Genomic DNA, 4,299 nt, shown 5'->3' with positions numbered 1-4,299 from the left:
CGGGCAACCACCGGCGCGATGGCGGCGCGGTCGGTGCCGTCGAAGCCGCCGCGCATCCCCGAGAGCATCTCGGCGGCGCGCGGGTCGGTGGCCGCCTGCTTCTCCTGCATCTTGAAGAACATCTTCATGGCCAGCTTGTTCGGCAGGCTCAACCGCTCGTAGGCGAACCCGCCGCGCAGGTAGAACCGCTCCACGCCGTCGAGCTCCGGCGAGGGGAACTCCCGCGCCATCGCCTCGTCCACCATGTCAGCCCACTCGGGCGGCGTCGCGCCCACCGCGAACGCGACGAACGGGGTGCGCGGATGCGCGGCGCGGGCGCGCGCGAGCCACTTCTTCCCCACGAGCCCGCCCGCATGGAGCCAGCCGCCGAACACGACCGCATCGTAGGAGCCCGCGTCGATCCCGTCCGCCCGCTCCACCGGCACCGCCTCGCCGCCCAGCTCCTCCGCGATCCATTCCGCATAGCGCCTCGTGAAACCCGTCTGCGATGCGTACACCACCACGGCCCTCATCGCGCACCCCCTTCCGCTGCGGCGCCCGCGGGCGCCCCGATCGCCTGTGCGGAGAAGAACCGCCCCAGGTGGCCGCGCACGAGCGGCTCCGCATCCTCCCAGGGGACGTCCGAGAGCAAGAGCAGGAACACCGGCCCGTAGAACTCGCGCGCGAGCGCCGCCGCGTCGTCGGTCGCGAACTGCCCGACGGCCATCAGGTGCTCGAACACCGTGCGCTGGATGGCCAGGGGCTGCTCCACGAACACGAAGCGGAACGCCTCCGCGGCCTGCTCGTCGGCGTAGCGGCTCGCGGCCAGCAACCGGCGCAACCGGACCATGTCCCCGTCCGCGAAGAAGTGCCGGAACCCCGCGAGCACCCGCCGCTCCGTCTCCTCGAACGCCCCGGCGTACCCGTCGGGGCGTTCGGCCGGCGCGGCCATGACGCCCTGCGCCGCGAACACCGCGCGCGTACGCTCCAGCTGCGCGGCCAGAACCGCGTCGAAGATGGCCTGCTTGCCCGGGAAGTGGTTGTAGAGCGACGCGTCCTTGACGCCCACCGCCGCCGCGATGTCGCGCACGGAGACGGCATGGTACCCCCGCTCCGCGAACAGCCCGAACGCCGCCTCGACGATCCGACCCTTCGTGTCCCTGTCCCTCATGCATCCTCCTAAACTAGCGAACGCTAGCTATTATACTAGCACTTGCTAGTTTTGCAAGCAAGCCAACGACCGTACAGATGTTTCACGTGAAACATCTGGCCAAGGGGTGCGGAAACGGGGGCTGGGGACGTGCGCGCAGGAAGCGGGACCGTGGTGCCGGCGGGGCGAGGGCGCTAGCCCTTCGTCGCGGCCTCGAGCATCTGCTGGAGCACCTCCACGTGGCTGCGGCGCTTGTGGGTGGCGGTGCCCAGGAGGCAGACGCTCTTGTACTCGCCGTAGCGGTCGTAGAACTGCGGAACGGCCTCGCGCTCGCGGATGTCCTCGCGGTAGGCGTCGGCGTAGGCGTCCCAGCCGATGTTGCCGTGCAGGTAGCGCTCAAGCATGGTGGGCGCGGGGGCGAACAGCTTGTCGTGCACGTAGTCGGCGTGCAGGAGCTTCGGCACGAAGTACGCCAGGTCGTTCTTCTTGGTGAAGCCTGCCAGCTGGTTCGTGTTCTTCAGGCGCGTGTCCAGCAGCAGGTCGACGTCCCATGACTCCAAGGCGCCGAAGAACTTCTCGGCAGTGGTCTCGTAGGCGCTGATCGTGTTGATTCGCATGGCGGAAGGCTCCTTCTCGGCCGCGCGCGAACGCGGGCCACGGCTTTTCGGAACACCATAACCGCACCGCCCCCCGCCCCGGCGCCGCACACGGACGTTGTGGCGCAACCGCAGGCAAACCGCAGGCATTCCGTCACGCAACCGCCACGGCCGGGCCCTGCTGGAAGCCGCTCGCCGGCGCCCCGGCCAACCGCAGCCGCCGAAAACCCCTTCCTTGCGCTTTCTGCTCGCCGAGAAGGCCGATTGACCTTACAATACGGTCAACGTTAATTTGAATGCCCGGCAACAAGACGCGAGGTAGCCCTGCATGGATGCGAATGAAGCGCTGAACTCCTTCGACCTCGACCCACGCCTGTTCTACGATGCCATCTCCTACAGCACGGACGACTACCTCTACATCATCGACATGAAAACGGACATGGCCCTCGTGTCCGAGAACATGCAGCAGGACTTCGACCTGCCCGGACGCGTGTTCGAGGGACTCATCCCCCGGTGGCGCGAGCTCATAGCGGATCGCGACCGCCAGAGCTTCGACGAGTCCATCGACGACATGCTCTGCGGCAAGACCGACGAGCACGACCTGGAGTACCAGGTGCGCAACCGCAAGGGCGAGTACATCTGGATCATGTGCCGCGGGCTGCTCATGCGCGACGGCGAAGGCTCGCCCATGCTGTTCTCGGGCGCCGTCACCAGCCTGGAGCGCAAGGGCGAGGTGGACGCCACCACGGGCCTGTTCGCCCATGGCAAGTGCCTGCAGGTGCTCGACCGCCTGCTCGCCCGCGAGCGCCCCTCGGGCGGCATCCTGCTGTTGGGGCTCGACGACTTCTCGCGCATCAACTCGCTCAACGACCATTCGTTCGGCAACGGCGTGCTGCGCCAGTTCGCCCAGACGCTCCAGCGCCTGCTGCCCGAGAACGCCTCCACGTTCCGCTTCGACGGCGACGAGATCGCGGTGGTGCTCGACGAGGCCGACCGCGGCGCCATGGAGGACCTGTACCGCGCCGTGCACGCGTTCGCCAACCGCCAGCAGGCCATCGACGGCGTGCCTTACTTCTGCACGGTGTCGGGGGGCATCGCCATGGTCGGCGAGGACGGCACCACCGGGCTCGACCTCGTCAAGCACGCCGAAAGCGCGCTGGAGGAAAGCAAGCACCGCGGCAAGAACACCGTGTCGTTCTTCTCGTCGGCCATGTCGGAGGAGAAGCTGCGCCGCCTGGAGCTCAGCGACCGCCTGCAGGCGTCCGTCGTGGACGGCATGCGGGGCTTCTCGGTGCACTACCAGCCGCTCGTGGATGCGGGAACGCTGGGCATCGCGGGAGCCGAGGCGCTGCTGCGCTGGAGCGCGGACGAGTTCGGCAGCGTGAGCCCGGCCGAGTTCATCCCCGTGTTGGAATCCTACGGGCTCATCGGCACCGTGGGCCGCTGGGTGCTCGAGCAGGCCGTGGGCCAGTGCGCGGCGTGGGACCGCATCCGGCCCGACTTCATCATGAACGTGAACATCTCCTACCTGCAGCTGCTCGAGACCGACTTCGTGCCGTTCGTGGAGCGCCTCCTGGCCCAGGCCGGCGTCGAGCCGAGCCGCATCGTGCTGGAGATGACGGAGAGCTACTTCGTCACCGACCTCGAGGCGCTGCGCGCGACGTTCGACCAGCTGCGCGCCATCGGCATACGGTTGGCCATGGACGACTTCGGCACGGGGTACTCCTCGCTCGGCCTGCTGTCCCAATCGCCCGCCGACATCGTGAAGATCGACCGGCTGTTCATCAAGAACATCCACGTCGAATCGTTCAACCGCGCGTTCATCGACGCCGTCATCGACCTCTGCCACAGCGTGGACATCGAGGTGACGGTGGAGGGAGTTGAGGAGCGGACCGAGCTGGACACCGTGCGCGCCATCGGCGCGGACAGCGTGCAGGGGTTCCTCGTCTCCCGTCCGCTGCCCGCCGGGCAGTTCGAGGAGCGCTTCCTGGGCGCAGACGCCACCGGGGAGTAGGCGCCCGGCCTGCACCGGGCACGTCAGGCGGCAGGCTGCGTGCGCGGCGCCGCCTCCTTCTGCGCAGGCAGCGGCAGGCTGCAGCGCTCGGACACGGCGGCCGCCATCGGGGCTGCGGCGGCACGTCCCTCCATCACGGCCACGCAGTACGCGCTCTTGCCCGCGCGCTTGATGGTGTAGAGCGCCTGGTCGGCCGCGCGGTAGTACGCCTCGTACGGCCAGCCGGGCCGCCCCACGGCAACGCCGATGCTCACGCTCACCGGCACGCCCTCGGCCGAGAGCCGCTCGACGCCCGCGATCACGTCGGCGCAGAGGCGCTCGGCCACGCAGGCGCAGGGGATGTCGGCCACGAACGCGGAGAACTCGTCGCCTCCCGCGCGGAACACGATGTCGGTGCGTCGGAACGACCGCTCCAGCAGCTGGGCGAAGCCGCGCAGCACGTCGTCGCCGCGATGATGGCCATGCTCGTCGTTCACCTTCTTGAAGTCGTCCACGTCGAACATGAACAGCGCGCTGCACGCCCCCTCCCAGCGCGGCTCGGCCAGGGCGCCCTCCACGAG

At 68.8% G+C, this 4,299-nt stretch carries 5 protein-coding genes; 1 reads left to right on the top strand and 4 read right to left on the bottom strand.

Going from position 1 to position 4,299, the window contains the following annotated elements:
* From GPA_RS10980 to GPA_RS10970, 3 genes are all read right to left on the bottom strand, one after another.
* Positions 1-512: flavodoxin domain-containing protein (locus GPA_RS10980; protein WP_041240415.1), on the bottom strand; the 512-nt coding region annotated here is incomplete at its 3' end.
* Entirely contained in the window at positions 509-1,150 is a 642-nt protein-coding gene (locus GPA_RS10975) for a TetR/AcrR family transcriptional regulator (RefSeq protein ID WP_015539901.1), read from the bottom strand. The genes GPA_RS10980 and GPA_RS10975, both read right to left, overlap by 4 nt.
* 173 nt (positions 1,151-1,323) lie before the next feature.
* The gene (locus GPA_RS10970; RefSeq protein ID WP_015539900.1) at positions 1,324-1,746 is read right to left on the bottom strand and encodes a DUF488 domain-containing protein; all 423 of its coding nucleotides are present in this window, start codon (positions 1,744-1,746) and stop codon (positions 1,324-1,326) included.
* A gap of 307 nt (positions 1,747-2,053) precedes the next feature.
* Here GPA_RS10970 and GPA_RS10965 point away from each other — a divergent pair, with 307 nt between their 5' ends.
* Positions 2,054-3,739: a bifunctional diguanylate cyclase/phosphodiesterase gene (locus GPA_RS10965; protein WP_015539899.1), complete on the top strand. Its 1,686-nt coding sequence runs from the start codon at positions 2,054-2,056 to the stop codon at positions 3,737-3,739.
* Positions 3,740-3,762: 23 nt separating this feature from the next.
* Here the strand turns inward: GPA_RS10965 and GPA_RS10960 are convergent.
* Positions 3,763-4,299, bottom strand: a 537-nt coding sequence (locus GPA_RS10960) for a GGDEF domain-containing protein (protein WP_167536647.1), incomplete at its 5' end; no start/stop codon positions are given.

The organism is Gordonibacter pamelaeae 7-10-1-b (genome assembly GCF_000210055.1).
Lineage (GTDB): Bacteria > Actinomycetota > Coriobacteriia > Coriobacteriales > Eggerthellaceae > Gordonibacter > Gordonibacter pamelaeae.
The sequence above is the reverse complement of the archived record's forward strand: the minus strand, read 5'-3'. Positions and strand labels throughout refer to the sequence as shown.